This is a genomic window from Streptomyces sp. NRRL F-525 (assembly GCF_000716605.1).
GTDB lineage: Bacteria > Actinomycetota > Actinomycetes > Streptomycetales > Streptomycetaceae > Streptomyces.
In genome coordinates, this window is the sequence record NZ_JNXE01000002.1 from 273,266 (window position 1) to 292,754 (window position 19,489).

Here is a 19,489-nt window from a genome sequence, read left to right on the forward strand (position 1 = left end):
TGATCGCCCGCCAAAGGGTCGAGCGGAAACGGAAATTGACCATCCGTTCCCGCCGATTGCCAGCGGCACGTGCCGAATTGACGTGCGGGGACATGCGGAGAGGCGCGGCGAATGCCGGAATTGGCGCCAGGAAAACGCCAAAGCGGCCCGCCCCCTCCGTGCGGTGCGGAGGGGGCGGACCTGGGGTCGCGCGCGCTGCTGTGTTGTTCGGCATTTCTGTCGCTTGCCCGCGACCCTCCCTTCCGCGTTTCGGGTGCCGAGTGGGCGGGGGGCGATCAACCCTGGGGAGGTTCTCGCTACTCCGCGGGCGCGCCGACCGGCTTGCCTTCAGGGGAGACGGCGTACCAAGTGCCGCCCACGCCCTGTCCGTTGGTCTGTCCGGCGGCCGTGTCACCGGAGAAGGTGTAGATGGGCCAGCAGTTGACGGTCATCTGCTTCACGCCGTCGGAGCGGGTGAAGCCCATGAGGCCCTTCTTCTGCACGCCCTTGGTGTCGCTCGCCGAGACGATGCCGACGGCCGGCCACTTCTTCGCGCAGTCGCCGAGGCAGTTCGAGACCGACTTCGGCCATGCCTTGTCCTTGAGGAAGCGGTAGACCGTGTGGCCGTTCTTGTCGACGACGATGTCGCCGAGCTTGGCGTCCTTGCGGACGGAGAGGCCGGGCAGCGAGGCGAGGGTCGCCTTCTTGCCGTCGGGGGCGAGCGCGTACCACTTGCCGCCCACGCCCTGGCCGTTGACGTCACCGGCGTTGACGTCCTTGGCGTAGCGGTAGGCGGGCCAGCCGCCGATGGTCAGCTGCTTGGTGCCGTCGGTGCGGGTCACCTCGCCGAGGAGGGCCTTGTCGATACCGGCGCCGGCCGTGGCGTCGTCCGCGGGAACCGGCGGCCAGGCGGTGGCGCAGTCGCCGTCGCAGTTCGACTTGGGGGGATTGGCCGTGTCGGCGTCGAAACGGTAGAGGGTCAGACCCGCACCGTCGCTCAACACCTTGCCGAGGTCGGGGTTGTTGGCAACGGTCAACTGGCCCGCGGGCTCGGCGGCGGCGGCCTGCTGGCCGTCGGCTCCGTACCCGTTGCCGGCACCGGTGCTGGCGCTCGCCGTGGCACCGACGCTTCCGTAACCTCCGGCCGCCGCCGTGGCACCGACGTTCTGTGCCGCAGAGGAAGGCGTGGTCACATTTTCCGAACCGCACGCCGCCGTCAACGCCATGACGGACACGGCCGTCGCCGCGAGTGAGGCGCTCCGCCAGGAGGTCTTCATCGTCAACTCCCCATAATCACCTGGATGTTGCAGCGCCCGTCTGTGCCGCCGCACGGTCCTAGGTACGGGTGGGGACCACGGAAGTGTTCAACCGCCGCACAAATTTCTTTCCGACCCCTGTGACCCGGCGGCTCCTTCTCGTACGCCCGTGCGCATCCGGCCATGTCCGGCGGCCGGTGCGTCAAACGGCCGCACCCCGTCTTCCACTCCTTCGGGGCATTCCTCCCGCGCCCCGGCGCGCCCCCGCCCGCGAGGCCTCATGATCTCCGTCGTGCATGGACCCGAACCGACCCGAACCGCCCTCGCCGCAAGGGTGTTGACCCTGGTGACGCTGACATGGCTGCTGGCGGGCGCACCGGCGGGCCTGGCAGCGGCCGACGCGTGCGCGTACGCCTCGACGGGGCCGGACGGCACGGAGGCGGTGGCGGTGGCCGGCGGCGACTGGCCGACTCCCCCGGTCTGCCCGGAGCCGACCCCGCCGCCGCCCTGCCCCTCGCCGACACCCACCCCGCCACCGCCCAAGCCGACACCGCCTCCCCCGCCGAAACCCACCCCGACCCCGACCCCCAAGCCGACGCCGAAGCCCCGGCCCACGCCGAAGCCCACCCCGCCACCGCCCGCCCCGGCGCCGCGGCCGGCCCCCGCGGCTCCGGTACCCCGGGTGATCCCGACACCCACGCCCACACCGACGCCCACTCCGACTCCGACTCCAACGCCCAAGCCCACCCCGCATCCCTCGGCGTCCCCGGTGAGTTATCCGAAGTACCACTCCCAGCCGAGTCCGCGGCCGGCCCCCAACCGGACGCCGCCGGTCGTCTACGTCCTGCTCATCACCCTGCCCGCGGTGGTCGCCATCGTCGCGCTGCGTCCACGCTGATCCCCGGAGGAACCTCTTGTCGGAATGGCTTGTTCTCGTCCTCGCGATGGCGGCGGCCTGTGTCGTCGTCGTCATCGTCACCTTCCTGCGCGAACGCTCGGCGTCCGAGGACGAGGACCCCAGTGAGACCCCGGACGTCATCGAGTACATGACGATGTGGATCGGCGTGGTGTACGCCATCGTCCTGGGCCTCGCGATCGCCGGTGTCTGGGAGGCCCGCAGCGCCGCCCAGGACCACGTACAGGCGGAGGCGCAGGCGCTGCACGAGATCTCGGAGCGGGTGCGGGTCTATCCGCCGGCCGAGCGTGACCGCGTGCGGGCCGACGTCGAGGCCTATGTCTCCCAGGTCGTCAACGTCGAGTGGAAGACGATGGCCGACCACGAGAAGCTCACCCAGCGCGGCACCGACCTCCTGCAGCGCATCCGCGCCGACGTCACCGACTACCGGCCGACGACGGACTTCCAGGCGCAGGCCTACCAGCCGCTGGTCGACCAGGTGACCGCCGTGGACTCGGCACGCAACGCCCGTTCGGACTCCACGGGGGCGACCATGCCGTCGGTGGTGTGGTTCGGGCTGCTCGCCGGGGCCGTGATCACCATCGGCATGGTGTTCGCGCTGCAGATCCGGCGTACGACACGGGAGCTGATCCTCGCCGGGCTGTTCTCGGCGCTGATCGCGTTCCTGCTGTTCCTGATCTGGGACTTCGACGCGCCGTACAGCCGCGGTATCACGGCCTCGGCGCAGCCGTTCCTGAACCTCTTCCCGCACATCAAGGACTGACGGCCCCTCACCGGAGCAGGCCATCGGGGGACGTCCGCCACGCCGCGGGCGTCCCCCGGTCGCACGAACGGGGTCCCCTGTGCGGCCCACACGATTGCCCCATTCGCGCGACTGCGATCGCGGGAGCGCACACATGTTCCTAGCGTTTCGGTCATCGAGGTGCATTTACGGCGCAAGCGGAAAAGGTCCGCTGCTGCTCCTCGGGGACCCGGAGGAATCACCATGCGCGCGATACGCGTCGCTTCGGCCGCACTGCTGGGCATCAGCGCCCTCGCCCTGTCCGCGCCGGTCGCCGTCGCGAAGGGCGACGGCAACCACAACATCACGCCGTTCGGCTTCAGCATCCTGCCCTCGACGATCGCGGCGGGCGGCCAGGTGACTCTGCAGCTCGACCGTGACCAGGGGGGCTGCAAGGGCTCCGCCACGGTCTCCTCCGGGGTCTTCGACACCGTCCGGATCTCGCCGGGGCAGTCCTCGGCGTCGGCGATGGTCGACTGGGACGCGCGGCCGGGGGCGGTGTACCAGGTGACGTTCACGTGTGACGGCGTGAGCGGCTCCACGGGTCTGACCATCGCGTCGGGCCGCACGAACAACAACATCCAGCCGCTGCAGCCGGCCCAGCAGATTCCGCGAGGGGTCCACGCCGGTGAGGGCGGCAGCATCGCCGGCTTCGACCTCAAGGAACTCGGCATCGGCGCGGCCCTCATCGCGGGCTCGGTGGGAGCGGCGTACCACTTCTCCCGCCGCCGCACCGGAGAGGACGGCGCCTGACCTCGGCACCACCCGCACAGGCCTTCGCCCCGGAACCCGCAAGGGTCCGGGGCGAAGGCCTGTCACCTGCGCCTGAACTCCGAAGGGGAGGAGGTCAGATCCCGCGCTCGGTGCGGCGGCGCATCCAGAACACCCCGCCGGCCACGACGGCCGCGGCGACCAGGCCGCCGCCGATCGCCATGTCGGTCGGGGTCGCCCCGGCGCTGCTGCTGCCGCCGAGCCCGCCGCGGACACCGCCGATGACGGTGTAGGCGTCGTCACGGGTGAGCGAGGAGCCGTTGGAGCAGCGGACCGTGATGCTGTACGAACCCGGGGTGGCCGACCGGCTGATCCTGGCCGTGCCGCTGGACGTCGTACCGGAGCCGCCGAGCAGGGACAGGTTGGCGGGGCGTTCGAACCCCGGTGAGGTGGCGATGGCGTTGCCGCCGCTGAAGCAGCCGTCGACCGTGACGGTGAGCTGTCCGCCGCGGGCGATCACGCTGGGCAGGGCGACGATGTTGCTGGGGCTGGCGCCCATGCCGTCCGCGACGGCCACCGGGGCGGCGAGCCCCAGGACGGCCACCGCGGCACCGGCGGCAGCCAGGGCACGAGTAGTACGCATGTCATCCTCCGCGGAAGGCGCCCCGGGACCCGTCCCCGGTCGATCGGCGAGAAAACGCCTCCCAGACGCACCCTCAGATGCCTTGCGCGCGCCCGCATTTCGAGAATGGTCCGTCCTGGTGAGAGGACACGCCGGAGGGAAAGCGCACAATCGGATATTGCCGCAGGTCACACACCGTCAGAAAATTCCTGTGGGCGCCAACTCGTATGGCGCACATAAGGATGACCGGGCCACCCGTTCGCGCTTCCCCCGTCGCCGGTTCCGTCTTCGGCATTTAGCGTTCTCGTATGCGCGATTGACGTGGCGACGGCCGCGTCGAGAGGGGATGGCGAATGTCTGCGTCGGAGCTGTCCGAGCTTGCCGAAGAGGAGGAGCGGCAGAAGAAGCGCGCCCCATGGGGAGTGATAGCGCTTGTTCTGCTGACCGGTCTCGCGCTCATTCGGAATGGTTCCGGGGAGTTCGACGTCGGGCCGCCGCAGCCGGCCTCCGCCGCGGCCGCGGACGCCCGGACCGGCCACACCACGTTCGGCAAGGTCCCGGCCCCGCTGCCGTACTCCGTCGCCGACCGGGTGCGGATCCCCGCGATCCGGGTCGACGCCCCGGTCATGCCGGTGGGCCTGGACGCGGACGGCTGGGTCGGCGCCCCGCCGCCGGAGGACCCGAACCTGGCGGGCTGGTTCACCGGCGCCGTCTCCCCCGGCGAAAAGGGCACGGCGGTCGTCGTCGGCCACGTCGACAACAAAATGGGCCCCGCCGTGTTCTACGGACTCGGGGCCCTCAAGAAGGGAAATCGCGTCGAGGTCGAGCGCAAGGACGGAAAGACCGCCGTATTCGAGATCTACGGCATCGAGGTCTTCGAGAAGAAGGACTTCCCCGGCGACCGCGTCTACGCGTCCAAGGGAACTCCGGAACTCCGCGTCATCACCTGCGGCGGCGGTTTCTCCAAGCAGAACGGCTACGACGGGAACGTCGTCGTCTTCGCCCGCCTGGTCGAGGTCCGCTGAGCGTTCCCCGGCCGGGCGGGCGAAAAGCCCGTCAGGTGGTGGTGCGCCGACGCGGCAGCGTCATGTGGTAGCCGGAGTCCAGGAGGTGCGGCAGGTATTCGCGCAGCGCCTTCACGCTCTGGGTCCGGTCGCCCCCGGCGTCGTGCGAGAGCACCACGACGCCGGGGGCGGCGCCGTCCTCGACCGCGTTGACGATGTGGGGGACGCCGGGGGTGTCCCAGTCGAGGGTGTCGACGGTCCACGCGAGGGGTTCCATGCCCATCTCGGAACCGAGCTGGAAGGCGGCCCGGTTCCAGGCGCCGTAGGGCGCGCGGAACCACTGCGGGCGTTCGCCGTAGGCGTCCTCGATGACGTCGCTGGTGCGTTCCATCTCCGAGCGGATCTGACCGCGGGTCATCTTGGTGAGCAGGGGGTGGGACCAGGTGTGGTTGCCGACGATGTGGCCCTCGTCGGACATGCGGGCGAGGATGTCCCGGTTCCAGTCGGCCATCTCGCCGCACACGAAGAACGTGGCACGGACGTCGTACTCGGCGAGGGTGTCGAGGATGTGCGGGGTGTAGCGGGGGTCGGGTCCGTCGTCGAAGGTCAGGACCATGGTGTTGCCGCGTCCCGACATGCGCAGGAACGGCTCGTGCCGCACCGGGACACGGGCGGGGGCGGCGTGGGGTGCGCCGTATCCGGCCACGGGCTGGAGGCGGTAGGAGGAGGGCTTGCGTGCGAGGCGCGGCGGGGGCCCGGCTGCGGGGGCGGCGGCCCGGACCGGGGCGTCGTCCGAGAGTCCGGAGTACAGCAGACCGGCGGTGCCGGCCGCCCCGACGGCGGCGGCGCCGGCGAGCAGGGCCCGTCGGCGCGTGAGCGACTGATCCTTCTTCATGACTCATCAGTCGCCCGCGCGGGACCCGGCGCCCCACGGCAACACCGGTGCGGCGGCAGGAAAACACCCGCCCGGCCCAGTTCTTGCGCGCTCAGCGGCGCCGGACGAGGGGGAACGGCAGGGTCTCACGGATCGTCAGACCGGTGAGGAACATGACGAGTCGGTCGACGCCGATGCCGAGTCCGCCGGTGGGCGGCATCGCGTATTCGAGGGCGTCCAGGAAGTCCTCGTCCAGTTCCATCGCCTCGGGGTCTCCCCCGGCGGCGAGCAGCGACTGGGCGGTGAGGCGGCGGCGCTGCTCCACCGGATCGGTCAGCTCGGAGTAGGCGGTGCCGAGTTCGGTGCCGAAGGCCACCAGGTCCCAGCGTTCGGCCAGCCGGGGGTCGGTGCGGTGCTGGCGGGTGAGCGGGGAGACGTCGGTCGGGAAGTCCTTGTAGAAGGTCGGCAGCCGGGTCGGTTCCTCCACGAGCCGTTCGTACATCTCCAGTACGACGTCCCCGCGGCCGTCGTCGGCGCCGTACGGCACACCCGCGCGGTCGCACAGCCGATGCAGGCGGGCGAGTTCGGTGTCGGCGTCGATCTCCTCGCCCAGCGCCTCAGAGATCGCGCCGTGGACGGTCTTCACCGGCCAGGTCCCGGAGATGTCGTACTCCTCGCCGTCCTTGCGGGCGACGGGCGAGCCGAAGGCAGCCATGGCCGCACCCTGGACGAGTTCGCGGACGAGGTCGAGCATCACGTCGTAGTCGGCGTACGCCTGGTAGGCCTCCAGCATCGTGAACTCGGGGTTGTGCTTGTAGGAGACGCCCTCGTTGCGGAAGGTGCGGCCCATCTCGAAGACCTTCTCCAGGCCGCCGACGCAGAGCCGCTTCAGGTACAGCTCGGGGGCGATGCGCAGATACAGGTCGAGGTCGTAGGCGTTGATGTGGGTGGTGAAGGGGAGGGCGTTGGCGCCGCCGTGGATCTGTTGCAGCATCGGGGTCTCCACCTCCAGGTACCCGCGCTCCAACAGGCCCTGGCGCAGGGCCTGTACGGCGGTGGAGCGGGCCCGGACGACGTCCCGGGCGGCGGGGCTCGCGACGAGGTCGAGGTAGCGCATGCGGACCTTGGCCTCGGGGTCGGTGAGGCCGCGGTGTTTGTCGGGCAGCGGGCGCAGGCACTTGCCGGTGAGCTGCCAGGAGGTGACGAAGACGGTGGGTTCGCCCTTGTCGCTGGTGCCCGCGCGGCCGGTCGCGGTGATGTGGTCGCCGATGTCGGTGTCGGTGACGAAGCGGTCGAGGCCGGGGCCCGACTCAGCGCGGGTCAGGGCGAGTTGATGGTCGCCGGACCAGTCGCGCAGGGTGAGGAAGACGATGCCGCCGAGGTCGCGCACGAGCATCACCCGCCCGGCGACGGTGACTTGGTCCCCCGTGCGGACCTCGGCGAGGGTGTGGGTGCGCTGCGGAACGCCGACCGGGTACGGGTCGATGCCGGCGGCGCGGAGGCGGTCGAGCTTGTGGTGCCGGACGCGGACCTGTTCGGGCAGGCCGCTCTCAGGACCCTCGTCCTCGCTGTCGAGGTCGAGCGCGGACAGAGGCGGCAGACCTGCCGTGGTCGCGGGCCGCGGTCCGCTCTTCTGGTGCCCCTTTCCCCAGAGTTGGCGCAGTGACGGTACGGAGACGAAGCCCTCAGCGATGCCGGAGGCGAGGCTGATGCGGGCGAGGGAGGCGGTCTCGCCGTAGCAGATGAAGCGGGGGTACCACTCGGGGTGGTACTTGGCGTTGGAGCGGTAAAGGGCTTCCAGTTGCCACCACTTGGAGAAGAAGAGCAGGAGGCGGCGCCACAGGCGGAGGACCGGGCCCGCGCCGATGCGGGCGCCCTCCTCGAAGGCCGAGCGGAACACGGCGAAGTTGAGGGAGATGCGGTGGACGCCCAACTTCGGTGCGGCGGCGCAGAGTTCGGCGACCATGAACTCCATGACGCCGTTCGGGGCCGTGCGGTCGCGGCGCATCAGGTCGAGGGAGACGCCGTCGCTGCCCCAGGGGACGAGGGAGAGCAGGGCGAGCAACTTGCCGTCCTCGTCGAGTGCTTCGACCAGGAGGCAGTCGCCGTCGGCCGGGTCGCCGAGGCGGTCCAGGGCCATGGAGAAGCCGCGTTCGGTCTCGGTGTCGCGCCAGGCGTCGGCGCGGTCGACGACCTCCTCCATCTCCGTGTCCGTGAGCGTGGCGTGGCGGCGGATGCGGCAGGTGGCACCGGCGCGGCGGACCCGGCCGACGGCCTGGCGGGTGACGCGCATGTCGCGGCCGGCGAGGTCGAAGTCGGCGACGTGCAGGATGGCCTCGTCGCCGAGTTGGAGGGCGCCGAGTCCCGCGCGGGCGAAGGCTTTCGCCCCGTCCTCGGAGGCGCCCATCACGGCGGGGGCCCAGCCGTGGCGGCGGGCCACGTCCAGCCAGGCGGCGATGGCGTGCGGCCAGGCCTCGCGGTCGCCGACCGGGTCGCCGCTGGCGAGGCAGACGCCGGCCTCGACGCGGTAGGTGACGGCGGCCTTTCCGCTGGGCGAGAAGACGACGGCCTTGTCGCGCCGGGTGGCGAAGTAGCCGAGGGAGTCGTGGCCGCCGTAGGTCTTCAGGAGGGCGCGGATGCGGTCCTCCTCGTCGCCGTGCAGGGCCGCTTCGAGGCGTTGGGAGCGGAAGAGGACGGTGGCCGCGTTCAGGAGGGCGAGCGCGCCGAAGAGGCCGAGGAGGAAGGACACGGCTCGGGGCGGGCGGCCGTTGAAGGAGCGGTCGGAGACCAGGCCGCCGCAGACGCGGTTGGCCGCCAGGGCCAGGTGCTGGCTCTCGGGCAGGGTGCCGGGGAACAGGGAGACCAGTCCCCAGCCGGCGAGGATCGCCACGGCGAGCCCGCCGAACAGGACGGCGAGGGCTCGTCGTACCGCCGCGCGTCGGGAGGCTGCGTAGAACTGTCGGCGCGCCACGATCAGCAGGACCAGCAGCAGGACGCACACGATGAGGGACGGGAGGGACGCGGCGTACAGGCCGAGAGCCACGCCCAGGGCGTCCGTGAGGACCAGCAGGCCGAGGTAGACGACGACCAGCCACCAGGCGATCCTCTTGCGGGCCGCGGTAGCGGCGGCGAGCAGGAAGAGGAAGACGGCGTAGGCGAGGTTGGCGCTGACGGGGACGATCAGGAGGTCGAGGAAGCGGACCACCGGGCGCAGTACGCGGCGCAGCGGGGCGATGAAGGCGAGCAGGACGCAGAGCAGGCCGAGGGCGCCGAAGAAGGTCGCGAAGCCTTCGGGCACCCGGCTGAGGAACCCGTTGCCGGGCGGTCGTATCGGACCCTTGGTGTCCTTGGGCCTGGCGGCCTCCACCGTGGCAGTCATGGTTCCGACTGTAGGAACAGGGCGGGCGGCGCGCCCGTCGAGCGCTCCCGGGCGGGTTCAGGACCTGCGGGTTCCGATAGCCTCACGGCCGTGACGGAACAGCACTCAACTCAGTTCGAGCGGGGCACGGACGGGCCCAAGGTGATCGTGGCCGGAGTCGACGGCTCCGACTCCTCCCTCCGGGCCGCGTCCTACGCCGCGGGCCTGGCCAGACGCCAGGGCGCGCTGCTCGCCCTCGTGTACGTGCAGCCGGTACTGGCGGCGGGCGCGGCCATGGGAGCACCGGTCGCCGACACCACCGACGAGATCGCCGAGAACCTCGTCGCCCAGATCCGCCACGAGACCGAGCGCGTGAAGGGGATATTCGACATCCGCTGGGAATTCCACACGTTCCGCGGCGACCCCTACGGCGGCCTGGTCAAGGCGGCCGACGAACTCAAGGCCGACGCGGTCATCGTGGGCGCCTCGGAGCAGGCGGGGCACCGGATCATCGGCTCGGTGGCGGTGCGGTTGGTGAAGGCGGGGCGGTGGCCGGTGACGGTCGTACCTTAGAGAGCCGTACTGAGCCCTCAGAGGGAGCGCAGGAACTGCCCGAGGAGCGGGTTGAACTCCTCGGGCTTCTCCATGTTCGGGTAGTGGCCGACGCCTTCGATGGTCGCGGCGCGGCCGTTGGGGACCGTGTCGGCGAAGCGTTGGGCCATGGCGATGCTGTCCGGCCAGTCGGCGGCGCCGTGGATGGCCAGCACCGGGACGTCCAGCTTCGGGACGCCGGACCACGGGTCGGGCAGCGGGACGTACCAGTCCTTCTCGCCCGGGGTGTGCTTGGAGATCGTGTGGGCGGTCAGTTCGCGCAGGCGGCGGATGACCGTCGGGTCGACCTCGGCCACCGCGCGGCGCGGGCCCGCCACCCCCTGCGTGAACTGGTCGAGCCAGGCCGGGATGTCGCCGGCGGCGAGCAACTGCCCGGCGCGGGCGGTGTGTTCCAGCAGCTCGGGGTCCTTGTACTCGAACGCGCTCGTGCCGCCGCCGCTGACGACGATCGCGCGGACCAGTTCGGGGTGTTCCAGCGCGGTGTCGGTCGTGACGCCCGCGCCCATGGACAGGCCGACCAGGACCGCGGGCCCCAGGTCGAGGTGGCGCAGGAGACCCGCCAGGTCGTCGGCCCAGCGGAACGGCGCGCTCGCGTTGGCCGAGAAGCCGTGGCCCCGGATGTCGGGCGCGATGACGCGGAAGTCGGCGGCCAGGGACGGTAGTTGGTCGTCGAAGACCCGGTGGTCGGCGAAGCCGGAGTGGAGGAGGACCACGGGGTCGCCGGTGCCCACGTCGAGGTAGGCGAGGTCCCCGTCGGCAGATGCGAAGAAGCTCAGTTCCGAAGCAGCTGTCATGACAACCAAGGTGTCATCCTGGCCGGATTTTGGCAACCCAGGTGTCATGATGAGGCCGTGAACGACTCCCCTTCCCCGGCTCCCGCTCCCCTCTCCCCCGACGAACTCGGCCACCGCCTCACCGAGGTGTTCGACCTCGTCGGCCCGCTCTACCGGCGCGCCGCGCGCAAGGTCGAGCAGGCCGAACCGGTCGAGGGCGTGTCCGCGGGCGTGCGCGCCGTCCTGAACCTGCTGCGCCTGCACGGGCCCATGACGGTTCCTCAGATGGGCCGCGACCAGGCACTGAGCCGGCAGTTCGTGCAGCGCATGGTCAACGACGCGGCGGCACACGGCTGGGTCGAGAGCGTCCCGAACCCGGCGCACCAGCGGTCCTCCCTCATCCGGCTGACCGACACCGGCCGCTCGACCATCACCGATGTCCTGGGCCGCGAGCACTACTTGATGCGCCAGGTCGGCGGCGAGCTGACGGAGGCCGACGTCCGCGCGTGCGCGAAGGTGCTCGCCCAGATGCTGGAGACCTTCGCGCACGTCGACGTCGACTGACCCCCGGGCCTACTTCCCCATCACCAGCCCGTCCTTCGCCGCGCCCCGGCTCAGCACCACCTCGCGGATGCGGTCGCGGTCGCCGGTCAGGTCGGCGCCCTGGCCGATCGCCTGGTTGACGTCGACGACCCGGCCCGCGTCGATGTCGAACAGCTGCGGGACGAACTCCGCCTTCGTCACCTCCCAGCGCCCTCCGTGCCGGGCGGGCGGCACGAAGGTGAAGCGGCCGAGGGTGCTCAGGTTGCCGCCGGGGTCCTGAGTGCCCGCGTTGTCGTACATCTCGCCGGTGATCTGGTCACCGAGCCCGTAGACCACCCAGGTGCCGTTCACCTTCTCGTACGGCTGCGGGGCGTGGGCCTGGGTGCCGAGGATCAGGTCGATGTCGGGGCGGCCGCCGGTGCGGGCGGCGGTGAGTTCACTGGCCAGCGCGAGCTGTTGCGGGTCGGGCGCGTTCTGGCCCGCCGTGCCCCAGCGCAGGGAGACGACCACCACGTCGGCGCCCGCGCGACGGGCCGCCCGCGCGTCGGCGAGGACGCGGGCGGGGTCGAGGAGGTTGACGGCCCAGGGCTCGGCCGGCGGGAGCGGGACGCCGTTCGTGTCGGCGGTGTACGCGAGGTGGGCGACCTTCGCCGGACCGGCGCGCAGCAGGGTGACCGTGCGCGCCTCGGCGTCGGTGCGCGCCGTCCCCGTGTGCCGTACGCCCGCGCGGTCCAGGGTGTCGAGGGTGCGCTGGATGCCGACGGTCCCGGCGTCGAGGCTGTGGTCGGACGCGGTGGAGCAGCTGTCGTAGCCGGTCGCGGCGAGGCCCTGGGCCGCCTCGGGCGGGGAGGTGAGGGCGGCGGTGCCGGTGGCGGAGTCGCCGTAGACGCTCTCGATATGACACAGCGCCAGGTCGGCGTGGGAGACGAGGGGTTGGACCGCGGCGAGCATCGGGCGGAAGTCGTAGCCGGTGCCGCCGGCGTCGAAGCGGGCGCGGTCGACGACGGCGCTCTGCGGGAGGATGTCTCCGGCGGCGACGAGGGTGAAGCCGCGGGCGGCGGGGGGCGCCGGGCGGCCGGTCGCCTCGGAGTCGTGGTGCTGGGCCTGGCAGGCGGCGGCCGCGGTGAGAACGGCGGCGACGGCGACGGCCACCTGCTGTCTGCGTGCGATCATCAATTCACCCCACTGTGGTCATATTTACCCACCAATAGGTATGAACTTCACCGGCCCCGCAAACGACTTCCGGCCTCTGATGACCCGTCCGGTGTGCGCGTGCGGCGGATCGCCGGGGAGCGCGGACCGTTCGTCGCACCGTTCGTCGACGCGATCGACCGTCCGCCGCAAGCCCCTCGTGCGCCCCCTGTCCCCGGACGCCCCCCTGCGATGCCATACGGCCATGACGGCCGGACCCACGCTCAGAGACGGAACGACCGCCGAGCACGAGCTCGCCGCACTGCAGCGCGAGCACGGCAGGCCGCTCTTCGCGCTGCTGCTCCGGCTCTGCGACGGCGACCGCCAGCGCGCCGAGGACCTCGTCCAGGAGACCCTCGTACGGGCCTGGCAGCACCCCGAGGCGCTGCGGGCCGACGCCTTCGAGTCCGTACGGCCCTGGCTGCTGACGGTGGGTCGACGGCTGGCCATCGACGCGCGCCGGGCTCGGCAGGCGCGGCCGCCGGAGGTCGGGGACGCGGTGCTGGAGAACGCACGTGTCTGTGCCGATCACGCGGAACGGTCGGCGGCGACGCTCGATGTGCGGGAGGCTGTGAAGACACTCACTCCGGAGCACCGTGAAGTCCTGGTGCTGGTGTATTTCCACGGGGCGAGTGTTGCGGAGGCCGCGGCGGCACTGGGGATTCCGCCCGGTACCGTGAAGTCCCGCGCGTACTACGCGCTGCGCGCCCTGCGCCGGGTGCTTCCGGGCTATGCGGCCGACCTGCGGTGAAACCAATCCCTTGGTCAAACCTCTGTAAAGCGCCTTGCTCAGAAGCCGGTTGAGTAATCGGCTGTTCCCATCCGTGTTCCGGACTGGGGGGCTCGGGGTTCCTGACGGAGCCCGGGGCCGGGCGACGCGCACGCACCGGAGGAAGGCAGGAAGGGATGCTGCACAGAGGTCAAGAGAGCACGGACGGCACCGGTGGCGGTGAACTCACCGTCCCCATGGCGTGGTTGTACGCCGAGTACATCGCCGACGAGTTGCTGCGGACCGGCGACCTGATGCCGCCGACGTCCTTCGAGTTCCGCGCGGGTCGGGACGCGCTGGCGCTGACCATCTTCCTCTCCGACACGGACGGCGAGTTGTCCGGTATCCGAGTGGTGACCCAGTTGGAGACCTGGCTTTCGCTCACGGCGTACGACCAGCCGTGGCAGGACTGGGTCGCGACACGTATGTCCAGGTTGACGGCCGAGGCCGCCGAATCCGGCGCCGACGCACCGGACTTGGCGCTCGCGGAGGCCGCCTGGCGCTGGCTGGAGGAGACCGAGCTGCTCGCGCCGGATCTGGACGCGGTGCCGGGGCCGGGAGGCGGTCCGGTGACCGGTGAGGACGACGGACCCAAGGTCTGGACGCCCGCCTGGCAGCTGGGTCTGCCGCTCGGCCATCTCGCCATCCATCTTTTTTGAAATGGGACCAATCCGCGGGCTCGGCCGCTCCGAATCAGTTGCTTGGGATTCTGTGTGCCTTGAGTGATTCGACTGTCTGGTGCGTACCGATGGGAGCAAGGAGTAACCCCACCCGCACCTAACGGCACGAGGATTCGGCATGAGGTCCCTGGAAAGGCATCGCGACGTCGGCGCGTACGCGCTCGGCGTGCTGGACGAGGCGGACGCCTTCCGCTTCGAGGATCACCTCATGGAGTGCACCAGTTGCGCGGCTCATGTGACCGAATTCGGTCCCGCCTCACGGCAGTTGATGCTGTACCGGCGTGCGACGCCGCGCTCTGTGCACCCCATGGCACAACCCGGTCCGCGGCTGCTGGACCGGCTGCTCGGCGAGGTGGCCACGCGCCATCGGGCCGGACGGCGGCGGTTTCTGTACGCCGTGGCCGCCTCGGTGGTGTTCGCCGTGGGCGGTCCCGCGGTGGCGACGCTCGCCGCGCACGGCGACGGTGCCGTGCAGCTCACGGCGACCGACGCGAAGTCGGGCGTGTGGGCGCAGGTCACGGCCGCGAACGAGAACTACGGCAGTGATGTGTCCCTGAAGATCAAGGACGGCGCGGGCCCCCGGTCGTGTCGTCTCGTGGTCGTCGGCCGCGACGGTTCCGAGCAGACCGTGACCAGTTGGAACGTCCCCGCGCACGACGCGACGATGATCACGATGCAGGGTGGCGCGGCGATGCACCCCACCGACATCGACCACTACGACGTGCGGACGGCCGACGGACAGCAGCTCGTACGGCTCACCTCTCACTGAAGTCCCGCCCTGCGGCGGCCAGTTGCCGCAGGGCCCGTGCGGACGGCGTCCCCGGATCCGCGGTGACGAACACGACCTGCTGGTCGTCGTACGGGACGGTGAGCACGTCGCAGTTCACCCGCAGCGGACCCGCCTGCGGGTGGGTGAGGGTCTTGGTGCGATGGCCGGGGGCGTGCACCGGATCCGTCTCCCAGATCTGCCTGAACTCCTCGCTGCCGCCGCGCAGTTCGGTCAACAGGCGGGCGAGTCCCGGGTCGTAGGGATAGCGGTCGGCGGCACGCCGCAGCCGGGACACCACGATGTGGCCGAACTCCTCGGCGCTGGAACTCTCCGGGGGCCGCCCCAGGAAGCGCCGACGCGCCAGGTTCGGCCGCGCGTCGAAATCACCCCCGAACACGGCTCCCGCCAGCGGGTTCCAGGCGATGACGTCGTACGTCGCGTCGGTGACGACGGCCGCCGTGTCCGGGATACGGCACAGCAGGTCCGCCACATGCGGGCGGACGGTCCGCACCGGCGCGGCGAGCGGCGTCACCGGTGTCCCCGCCAGCCGGAACAGATGGGTCCGCTCGGCCGGGGTCAGCCGGAACACTCCGCCGAGGGCGTCCAGGATGCGGGGCGACGGGCGCGGCCCACGGCCCTGCTCCAGTCGGGCGTAGTAGTCGACGGACATGTGAGCCAGTTCGGCGACCTCTTCCCGCCGCAGCCCGAGGGTCCGCCGGGACGGTTCACCGGCCAGCCCCACATCGGCGGGGACCAGCGACTCCCGTCGCCCGCGCAGAAATCGGGCCAGCTCCTGTTTCCCGGTCACGGTGCCTCCGTCCGACGGCCTTCCGGCCGCTCTCCCGCTGCCTCTGCCCGCTCGCCGGCTGCCAGGGATCGGCTGTCCCTGGTTCGCCGGCTCCGGCTGCGGAATCGTCGTCCCCATGAACGTTTCCAACGATTCCACAGCACTCGTCACTGGTGCCAACAAGGGCATCGGCAAGGAAATTGCCCGCCTGCTGGTCGCCGAGGGATTCACGGTCCACGTCGGCTCGCGCGACGCCGGCCGGGGCGAGCGGGCCGTAGCCGAACTGGGCGGCGGCGCACAGCTGTTGACCCTCGACGTCACGGATCCCGACAGCATCGCGAAAGCGGCACACCAGGTGGACACCCTCGACGTCCTGGTCAACAACGCGGGCATCATGGCCGGCGGCAGCCCGGCACCCGAGGCGGACCTCAACGACTTCCGCCGCACCTACGAGACGAACGTCTTCGGCGTCCTGGCCGTCACCAACGCCTTCCTCCCGGCCCTGCGGCGCTCCGCCCACCCCCGCATCGTGAACATCTCCAGCGGCACCGGCTCCCTGACCTGGAGCGCCGACCCGGACCGCGAGTTCGCCGCCCACGCCGGAGCGGGCGCCGCGTACCGCTCGTCGAAGTCGGCCCTCAACGCCCTGACCCTCTTCTACGCCCAGTCCCTGGCGGCAGAGGGCTTCAAGGTGAACGCGCTGGCCCCCGGCCTGCGGGCGACGGACCTCAACGAACGGGCGGCGGCGAGCGACGGGGATCCGGCGGAGGCGGCGCGCGGGGCCGTCGACCTGGCGCTGCTGCCGGACAACGGGTTCACGGGGCGGTTCCTGTCGTGGGACGGAACCGCCGTGCCCTGGTAGCTACTTGAGCAGTTTCGACATCCGCCGGTCCGCCAGTGGCTTGCCGCCCGTCTGGCAGGTCGGGCAGTACTGGAGGGAGGAGTCGCTGAAGGAGACCTCGCGGATGGTGTCGCCGCAGACCGGGCAGGGTTCGCCGGTGCGGCCGTGGACGCGCAGGCCGCTCTTCTTCTCCGCCTTCAGACGGCCTGCCGCCACGCCTCGGGAGCGTTCGATGGCTTCCGTGAGGGTGGTACGCAGGGCCGTGTAGAGCGTGTGCGTCTCGGCCGGGGTCAGGGACGACGCCAGTTTGAAGGGGGACATCTTCGCCGCGTGCAGGATCTCGTCGCTGTAGGCGTTGCCCACCCCGGCGATGAGGGTCTGGTCGCGCAGGGCGCCCTTGAGCTGGCGGCGTTCGTCCTTCAGGAGGGCGGCGAAGGCGGGCTCGTCGAAGGCGTCGGCGAGCGGGTCGGGGCCGAGGCGGGCGACGCCCGGGACCTCCTGCGGGTCGGCGACGACGTACACCGCGAGACGCTTCTGCGTGCCCGCCTCCGTGAGGTCGAAGCCCTCGCCCGTCTCCAGGGCCACGCGGAGCGCGAGGGGGCCCTTGCCGGGGCGGGGCGGGCCGTCCGGGAGGCGGTCCTTCCAGTGCAGCCAGCCCGCGCGGGCCAGGTGGGTCACGAAGTGCGGGCCGCCGTCCGTCTCGACGTCCAGGAACTTGCCGTGCCGGTGCACGGCCACCGCCTCGTGTCCCTCCAGCGCGGTGAGCGGAGGGTCGTACGTCTTCAGGACGCTGATGGCGACGGGCAGCACCCGTACGATCTCGTGGCCGACGAGGTGTTCGGTCAGGAAGTCCTTCAGCGCTTCGACCTCGGGGAGTTCCGGCATACGTCCAGGGTGCCATCGGAGGCCCGGGAGGTCAGCTCAGGTCCGGTCCGGGACCAGGAACTCGCACCACACGCACTTGCCGCTGCCGCGCGCCTCCACGCCCCACACGTCCGTGAGCAGGTCGACGAGGAGCAGTCCGCGCCCGGAGACCCCGTCGTCACCCGCCTCGCGGCGGCGCGGGAGGGCGCTGGAGGAGTCCTCGACCTCCACTCGGAGTCGCCGTTCCGTGCCGTTGAGGACCCTGAGGGTGACGATCGCGGAGCCCTCGGTGTGCATGAGCGCGTTGGTGATCAGCTCGTCGGCGACCAGCTCCACCTCGTCGGACCGCTCGCCCGCGCCCCACGCACGAACGGCCGCCCGGATCATGTGCCGTGCCTCTGTGAGGGCCTCGGAGTCACCGGGCGCCACATGCTGCTGGAGCCGCCCGCCGGACTGCGGGGCGTCGAGCCCGCGCCGGCGCAGCAGAAGCAGCGCCACGTCGTCCTCGCCTCCCCGCTCCTCGGCCACGTCGATGAGCAGATCGGCGAGGTCGCGCACGTCGTCGGGGCCGGAGGCGATGAGCGCGGCGAGGGTCCGCATGCCGTCGTCGAGGTCGGCCCCGGGCTGTTCGACGAGGCCGTCGGTGCACAGCAACAGGGTCTCGCCCGGGTCGAGTTCGATGGTGGAGACGGGATATTCGAGCCGCCCGAACTCGGCGGAGAGCCCGAGCGGCAGCCCGCCCACGACGGTCATCCGGCGGGACGTCCCGTCCAACTGCCGCACCAGCGGGTCGATATGACCGGCCCGGACCACCTGCACCACTCCGGTCGACAGATCGACCTCGGCATAGAGGCAGGTGGCGAAACGCTCGGTGTCGAGTTCGTGGAGGAACACTGACGCGCGGGCCATCACCGTGGCCGGTGTGTGCCCCTCGGCGGCGTACGCCTTGAGGACGATCCGCAGCTGCCCCATGACGGCGGCCGCGTGCGTGTCGTGCCCCTGGACGTCGCCGATGACCGCGCCGACCCGCCCGCCCGGCAGTGGGATCAGGTCGTACCAGTCACCGCCGATGTCCCGCCCGAGCTTCGCGGACCGGTAGCGCACGGCGATGTCGGCACCCGGGACACTCGGGATCGCGCGCGGCAGCATCGCCTGCTGAAGACCCTGCGCGAGGTCCTTCTCCTGCTCGTAGAACATGGCGCGCTGGAGGCTCTGCGCGATGCTGCTGCCCAGCGCCACGAGCACGTTGCGCTCGTCCGCAGAGAAACCGCGCCGGTCGTTGTAGAGCAGACCCATCGCCCCGATCGGCCGCGCCTGCGCGATCAGCGGCAGATACGCGGCAGCGGTGATGTTCAGCTCGGTGATGTTCTGCCACAGCAGCGGATACCGCTCGGCGAACTCCTCCGGCGACTCGATGAACGCCGGCGCGAGGGTCCGTACGACCTCCCCCATCGGGTACGGCTCGTCGATCCGGGTGACCTCCGTGCCGGGCACGAAGCTGCCCTCGGGACCCTCCGCGACCAGCCGGATACGGCCGGCCTCGACCAGGCCCATGACCAGGCTGGTCGCGCCGAGGTGGACGAGACCGTGGGTGTCCTTGAGGACGTCGATGACGTCCTGGACGGTTCGGGCGTGCGCGAGGGCGGCGGTGGTGAGCTGCACGACGTTGGTCTGCCGGCGCAGCGCCGCGTCCTGGGCGGCCTGCTCACGGCGGGCCGCGCTCTCGGCGAGCTCCTGTGTGGCGTCCCGGATGATCCCGATGATCCGGCGCGGACGGCCCGTCTCGTCGCGCCGGATGTAGCCCTGGGTGTGCGTCCAGCGCAGGCTGCCGTCGCGCAGCCGCATCCGGAAGTAGGCGCCGTAGTTCTCGCTGCCGTCCTTCATGGCCTGCGAGACGAGTCCGTCGAGCCGGTAGCCCTCCGGCGGCGGTACCCGGATCGCCAGCGACTCGGGGCGGCCGTCGTATTCGTCGGGGCGCAGGTCGAAGACCTCGTGGGCCTGGGCGTCCATGTGGAACAGGCCGTTGTCCAGGTCCCAGTCGAAGCTGCCCATGCGGTTGAGCGCCAGGATCGGGTCCGGGTGGGCGGGCCAGTCGTCCGGGAGTGACAGGGCGCTCGCTCCCCGATCAACCATGCGGCCCACCTTGCCAGGATTTGCCC

Annotated in this window: 19 protein-coding genes; 10 read left to right on the top strand and 9 right to left on the bottom strand. The window is 71.2% G+C overall.

Annotation, left to right across the window (positions count from 1 at the left end; translation table 11 throughout):
• Window positions 1–296 precede the first annotated feature (296 nt).
• Window positions 297–1,256 (bottom strand): SCO0930 family lipoprotein, encoded by a 960-nt coding sequence (locus OO69_RS04355; protein WP_033279035.1) that lies wholly within the window; start codon window positions 1,254–1,256, stop codon window positions 297–299.
• Window positions 1,257–1,527: 271 nt separating this feature from the next.
• Here OO69_RS04355 and OO69_RS52875 point away from each other — a divergent pair, with 271 nt between their 5' ends.
• From OO69_RS52875 to OO69_RS04365, 3 genes are all read left to right on the top strand, one after another.
• Window positions 1,528–2,133 carry a hypothetical protein gene (locus OO69_RS52875; RefSeq protein WP_158713351.1) on the top strand — a complete coding sequence of 202 codons (606 nt, stop codon included), beginning with the start codon at window positions 1,528–1,530 and terminating at the stop codon, window positions 2,131–2,133.
• A 46-nt stretch (window positions 2,134–2,179) separates the two neighbouring features.
• On the top strand, window positions 2,180–2,914 hold the full coding sequence (locus OO69_RS04360) for a DUF4239 domain-containing protein (RefSeq protein ID WP_033279036.1): 735 nt from the start codon (window positions 2,180–2,182) through the stop codon (window positions 2,912–2,914).
• A 222-nt stretch (window positions 2,915–3,136) separates the two neighbouring features.
• Window positions 3,137–3,685 carry a hypothetical protein gene (locus tag OO69_RS04365; RefSeq protein ID WP_033279037.1) on the top strand — a complete coding sequence of 183 codons (549 nt, stop codon included), beginning with the start codon at window positions 3,137–3,139 and terminating at the stop codon, window positions 3,683–3,685.
• Window positions 3,686–3,779: 94 nt separating this feature from the next.
• On the opposite strand, the gene OO69_RS04370 is transcribed toward OO69_RS04365, so the two are convergent.
• Window positions 3,780–4,286: a hypothetical protein gene (locus tag OO69_RS04370; RefSeq protein WP_033279038.1), complete on the bottom strand. Its 507-nt coding sequence runs from the start codon at window positions 4,284–4,286 to the stop codon at window positions 3,780–3,782.
• A 332-nt stretch (window positions 4,287–4,618) separates the two neighbouring features.
• Between OO69_RS04370 and OO69_RS04375 the strand changes: the two genes are divergently transcribed.
• Window positions 4,619–5,290, top strand: coding sequence for a class F sortase (locus tag OO69_RS04375; RefSeq protein WP_033279039.1), 672 nt, complete (start codon window positions 4,619–4,621; stop codon window positions 5,288–5,290).
• Between the two features lie 31 nt (window positions 5,291–5,321).
• Here the strand turns inward: OO69_RS04375 and OO69_RS04380 are convergent, their stop codons facing one another.
• Together OO69_RS04380 and lysX are read right to left on the bottom strand one after the other, a co-directional pair.
• On the bottom strand, window positions 5,322–6,164 hold the full coding sequence (locus tag OO69_RS04380) for a polysaccharide deacetylase family protein (RefSeq protein ID WP_033279040.1): 843 nt from the start codon (window positions 6,162–6,164) through the stop codon (window positions 5,322–5,324).
• 91 nt (window positions 6,165–6,255) lie between these two features.
• Window positions 6,256–9,522: a bifunctional lysylphosphatidylglycerol synthetase/lysine--tRNA ligase LysX gene (gene lysX / locus OO69_RS04385; RefSeq protein ID WP_033279041.1), complete on the bottom strand. Its 3,267-nt coding sequence runs from the start codon at window positions 9,520–9,522 to the stop codon at window positions 6,256–6,258.
• Between the two features lie 90 nt (window positions 9,523–9,612).
• On the opposite strand from lysX, the gene OO69_RS04390 reads away from it, so the two are divergent.
• Window positions 9,613–10,074: a universal stress protein gene (locus tag OO69_RS04390; protein WP_033279042.1), complete on the top strand. Its 462-nt coding sequence runs from the start codon at window positions 9,613–9,615 to the stop codon at window positions 10,072–10,074.
• Window positions 10,075–10,091: 17 nt separating this feature from the next.
• Here the strand turns inward: OO69_RS04390 and OO69_RS04395 are convergent, their stop codons facing one another.
• Window positions 10,092–10,907, bottom strand: coding sequence for an alpha/beta fold hydrolase (locus OO69_RS04395; RefSeq protein ID WP_033279043.1), 816 nt, complete (start codon window positions 10,905–10,907; stop codon window positions 10,092–10,094).
• A 57-nt stretch (window positions 10,908–10,964) separates the two neighbouring features.
• Between OO69_RS04395 and OO69_RS04400 the strand changes: the two genes are divergently transcribed.
• Window positions 10,965–11,450 (top strand): MarR family winged helix-turn-helix transcriptional regulator, encoded by a 486-nt coding sequence (locus OO69_RS04400; RefSeq protein ID WP_033279044.1) that lies wholly within the window; start codon window positions 10,965–10,967, stop codon window positions 11,448–11,450.
• 9 nt (window positions 11,451–11,459) lie between these two features.
• Here OO69_RS04400 and OO69_RS04405 read toward each other — a convergent pair whose 3' ends face one another.
• Window positions 11,460–12,602, bottom strand: a complete 1,143-nt coding sequence (locus tag OO69_RS04405; protein ID WP_033279045.1) for a CapA family protein — start codon at window positions 12,600–12,602, stop codon at window positions 11,460–11,462.
• A gap of 223 nt (window positions 12,603–12,825) precedes the next feature.
• Here OO69_RS04405 and OO69_RS04410 point away from each other — a divergent pair, with 223 nt between their 5' ends.
• The 3 genes from OO69_RS04410 (at window position 12,826) to OO69_RS04420 (ending at window position 14,838) form a co-directional block, all read left to right on the top strand.
• Window positions 12,826–13,371 (top strand): sigma-70 family RNA polymerase sigma factor, encoded by a 546-nt coding sequence (locus OO69_RS04410; RefSeq protein WP_033279046.1) that lies wholly within the window; start codon window positions 12,826–12,828, stop codon window positions 13,369–13,371.
• A gap of 155 nt (window positions 13,372–13,526) precedes the next feature.
• Window positions 13,527–14,048: a hypothetical protein gene (locus tag OO69_RS04415; RefSeq protein ID WP_033279047.1), complete on the top strand. Its 522-nt coding sequence runs from the start codon at window positions 13,527–13,529 to the stop codon at window positions 14,046–14,048.
• Between the two features lie 139 nt (window positions 14,049–14,187).
• On the top strand, window positions 14,188–14,838 hold the full coding sequence (locus OO69_RS04420) for a zf-HC2 domain-containing protein (protein WP_033279048.1): 651 nt from the start codon (window positions 14,188–14,190) through the stop codon (window positions 14,836–14,838).
• On the opposite strand, the gene OO69_RS04425 is transcribed toward OO69_RS04420, so the two are convergent.
• On the bottom strand, window positions 14,825–15,646 hold the full coding sequence (locus tag OO69_RS04425) for a helix-turn-helix transcriptional regulator (RefSeq protein ID WP_033279049.1): 822 nt from the start codon (window positions 15,644–15,646) through the stop codon (window positions 14,825–14,827). The two genes, OO69_RS04420 and OO69_RS04425, sit on opposite strands and share 14 nt — an antisense overlap.
• 115 nt (window positions 15,647–15,761) lie before the next feature.
• Here OO69_RS04425 and OO69_RS04430 point away from each other — a divergent pair, with 115 nt between their 5' ends.
• Window positions 15,762–16,487 carry an SDR family oxidoreductase gene (locus OO69_RS04430; protein ID WP_033279050.1) on the top strand — a complete coding sequence of 242 codons (726 nt, stop codon included), beginning with the start codon at window positions 15,762–15,764 and terminating at the stop codon, window positions 16,485–16,487.
• Here the strand turns inward: OO69_RS04430 and OO69_RS04435 are convergent, their stop codons facing one another.
• Window positions 16,488–17,351, bottom strand: a complete 864-nt coding sequence (locus tag OO69_RS04435; RefSeq protein ID WP_033279051.1) for an Fpg/Nei family DNA glycosylase — start codon at window positions 17,349–17,351, stop codon at window positions 16,488–16,490.
• A 36-nt stretch (window positions 17,352–17,387) separates the two neighbouring features.
• Window positions 17,388–19,463: a SpoIIE family protein phosphatase gene (locus OO69_RS04440; protein WP_033279052.1), complete on the bottom strand. Its 2,076-nt coding sequence runs from the start codon at window positions 19,461–19,463 to the stop codon at window positions 17,388–17,390.
• Window positions 19,464–19,489 lie beyond the last annotated feature (26 nt).

Excerpts from the sequence above, each read along its gene's own strand:
- OO69_RS04370 (WP_033279038.1), bottom strand. The coding sequence starts at position 4,286 with ATGCGTACTACTCGTGCCCTGGCTGCCGCCGGTGCCGCGGTGGCCGTC.
- OO69_RS04405 (WP_033279045.1), bottom strand. The coding sequence starts at position 12,602 with ATGATCGCACGCAGACAGCAGGTGGCCGTCGCCGTCGCCGCCGTTCTC.
- OO69_RS04365 (WP_033279037.1), top strand. The coding sequence starts at position 3,137 with ATGCGCGCGATACGCGTCGCTTCGGCCGCACTGCTGGGCATCAGCGCC.
- lysX (WP_033279041.1), bottom strand. The coding sequence starts at position 9,522 with ATGACTGCCACGGTGGAGGCCGCCAGGCCCAAGGACACCAAGGGTCCG.
- OO69_RS04435 (WP_033279051.1), bottom strand. The coding sequence starts at position 17,351 with ATGCCGGAACTCCCCGAGGTCGAAGCGCTGAAGGACTTCCTGACCGAA.
- OO69_RS04440 (WP_033279052.1), bottom strand. The coding sequence starts at position 19,463 with ATGGTTGATCGGGGAGCGAGCGCCCTGTCACTCCCGGACGACTGGCCC.
- OO69_RS04380 (WP_033279040.1), bottom strand. The coding sequence starts at position 6,164 with ATGAAGAAGGATCAGTCGCTCACGCGCCGACGGGCCCTGCTCGCCGGC.
- OO69_RS04395 (WP_033279043.1), bottom strand. The coding sequence starts at position 10,907 with ATGACAGCTGCTTCGGAACTGAGCTTCTTCGCATCTGCCGACGGGGAC.
- OO69_RS04420 (WP_033279048.1), top strand. The coding sequence starts at position 14,188 with ATGAGGTCCCTGGAAAGGCATCGCGACGTCGGCGCGTACGCGCTCGGC.
- OO69_RS04375 (WP_033279039.1), top strand. The coding sequence starts at position 4,619 with ATGTCTGCGTCGGAGCTGTCCGAGCTTGCCGAAGAGGAGGAGCGGCAG.
- OO69_RS04360 (WP_033279036.1), top strand. The coding sequence starts at position 2,180 with ATGGCGGCGGCCTGTGTCGTCGTCGTCATCGTCACCTTCCTGCGCGAA.
- OO69_RS04430 (WP_033279050.1), top strand. The coding sequence starts at position 15,762 with ATGAACGTTTCCAACGATTCCACAGCACTCGTCACTGGTGCCAACAAG.
- OO69_RS04410 (WP_033279046.1), top strand. The coding sequence starts at position 12,826 with ATGACGGCCGGACCCACGCTCAGAGACGGAACGACCGCCGAGCACGAG.
- OO69_RS04355 (WP_033279035.1), bottom strand. The coding sequence starts at position 1,256 with ATGAAGACCTCCTGGCGGAGCGCCTCACTCGCGGCGACGGCCGTGTCC.
- OO69_RS04415 (WP_033279047.1), top strand. The coding sequence starts at position 13,527 with ATGCTGCACAGAGGTCAAGAGAGCACGGACGGCACCGGTGGCGGTGAA.